Raw genomic sequence first — 1,885 nt, 5'->3', positions numbered from 1 at the left:
GTAGAATCATAAACCCTATTATTATGAAACTGGTTAAAATTATTTCTTTCAATATCTTTACTCCTTTTTTACCAAAAGATAAAACATCTTTTTTTGATTTAAACAACTAATGTTCACTCTTCTAAATCACGACGCAATATTTTAGAATTTGCAATAAATAAAGCACTAATTAATACAAGAATCGCGCAAGCATATAACAATGAATCCATTGGACTATCATGGTCTATAATAATTAGACGAACAATAGCCGTAATACCTATATATATAAAATAACGTAATGGAAAATGAAAGTTCATTTGAAAATACTTTATAATCATTACGATGAATTCAAAATATAAAAAGAATACGACAATGCTATCAATTAAATGATAACTAGATTCCTCACCACTCAATTTCAGTTCTTGTATAAATTGAATGACTTCTTTCATAAGAAACACACTTAAAACAATTCCCAAACAGATCAAAGCTACATTTATAATGCACTGTAGAACGATAGGGAAAAACGAAAATACTATTTTAAAATTCTTCAACACAAATATTTTTCTCCTTTTCCATATAAAACAATCATGACAATATAATTATATTTGATTATCATTACATTAAAATTATACATTTATTTCTTATTACAGATGTTAAAACAAGACAAAATAAGTAAAGATAGTATTTCACCTATTTTGTCTATAAAGCAACATAACGAAACTATAAATCGATTACTTCAATTGAATCGGTTGTTGCTGTGTAACACAATGAATCATGCCGCCATTTTTATAAAGTTCTCTCACGTCAATTCCCACTACTTTGCGATCTGGGTATAACTTCTGAATCGTATCGTTTGCGATTTTATCATTTGGATCATTATAGTTAGGCACCAATACAACTTTATTTCCAATATAATAATTGATATACGATCCTTTATAATCGAGAGTTTTTCCACCTTCTAAAGTAACTTTATCTTTACTAAGCGGTAAGTATTCATACTTATATTTCTGTCCTGAAGCATTTTTTGCATCTAACAATTTATCCATATCTTTGTTTGACAAGCCCCATTCAGCCAAGTCATCTTCTTTCATCGTTACAATGGTAGATTTATCATGGAATTTAGCAAATCCATCAATATGAAAATCAGTAATATCTAAATTAGGCACTCCATCTAACCAAATAAAGTTTGTCACCCCAAGGTCACTTATATATTTTTCAATTTCCTCTTCTGATAAATCAGGATTTCTATTTTTATTCGTTACTGCGCTTCGTGTTAATAAAGCAGTCCCATTGCTGTCTAATTCAATTGCGCCACCTTCAAGGACGAATTTCCCCCAATCAATTCTTTCAATCCCTAATTGTTTACTAACATTCTCACGTACACGGGCATCATTTTTATAAGGAGTTTTCTTCCCCCAACCATTAAATGCTGGATCTAATATTTTTAGATTTTTATTATTGTCATAAACAAAAATCGGACCACTATCCCTTGCCCACACATCATCAGTAGGAGCGATAAAGAAATCAACTTTATCCATATTCAGCCCTTTATCTATTAAAAGCTTATTGATTCGCTCTTTCTCCTCCTCATCATATGCAACAATGTGGACTTTTTCACCCTCAGTTAAAGCACTTGCCATCTTAATCCAAATAGGTTCAACTTCCTGCTTATACTCTTGACCATATGTGTATTCATGTGGCCATTGTAGCCATGTACCTTCATGTTTATCTTTTTCATCCGGCATCGTATATTTTCCAGCGTTTTTCTGTACCTCTACCTTTTCACTCTCTTTCCCTTTTGCATTTTCATTACCCCCTTCAAAAGAACACCCACTAATAATCGTTGTAGATAATGTAGCTATTAAACAAAACTTTACTACTTTTTTCATTTTGCAACCTCCTGTTC

At 31.1% G+C, this 1,885-nt stretch carries 2 protein-coding genes; both read right to left on the bottom strand.

Features of this window, described 5'->3' with window-relative positions; genetic code table 11:
* Positions 1–113: 113 nt before the first annotated feature.
* Positions 114–533, bottom strand: a complete 420-nt coding sequence (gene psiE, locus AC1DTM_RS24690; protein WP_477001118.1) for a phosphate-starvation-inducible protein PsiE — start codon at positions 531–533, stop codon at positions 114–116.
* A 177-nt stretch (positions 534–710) separates the two neighbouring features.
* Complete coding sequence (locus AC1DTM_RS24685) at positions 711–1,868, bottom strand: agmatine deiminase family protein (protein ID WP_016105595.1); 1,158 nt, start codon at positions 1,866–1,868, stop codon at positions 711–713.
* Positions 1,869–1,885: the final 17 nt, after the last annotated feature.

Source organism: Bacillus sp. P4_D3 (assembly GCF_056401855.1).
Note: the sequence above shows the minus strand (reverse complement) of the source record. Positions and strands in the feature narration are given on the sequence as shown.

What these genes read in the sequence shown, in the direction of transcription:
- AC1DTM_RS24685 (WP_016105595.1), bottom strand. Translation starts at nt 1,868, where the DNA reads ATGAAAAAAGTAGTAAAGTTTTGTTTAATAGCTACATTATCTACAACG.